Below are 227 nucleotides of genomic sequence, written 5' to 3' on the forward strand. Positions count from 1 at the left end.
TCCACCGGCGCCTGGGTGTCGACCCCGTAGCCTTCGCTGTCGGTCGCGGTGGCGCTGTTGCCCGCCGCGTCGGTGCTGGTCACGCTGGCATCGATGGTCTTGTCGCCATCGGCCGCCAGATCGCTGCCCGCCACCAGGATGGTGAAGCGGCCATCGGCGTCCACCGGGCCGGTGAACGGCTTGCCGTTGACGGTCAGGGTGACGGTGTCACCGGCCTTGAACTCGCC

1 protein-coding gene is annotated in these 227 nt (G+C 70.0%); it reads right to left on the minus strand.

Features of this window, described 5'->3' with window-relative positions:
- Positions 1-227 (minus strand): hypothetical protein (locus AACQ95_RS17125; RefSeq protein ID WP_241281110.1); only part of this gene is annotated, 227 nt, incomplete at both ends.

Origin of the sequence: Aeromonas sp. MR19 (assembly GCF_963899305.1) — a bacterium.
GTDB lineage: Bacteria > Pseudomonadota > Gammaproteobacteria > Enterobacterales > Aeromonadaceae > Aeromonas > Aeromonas bestiarum.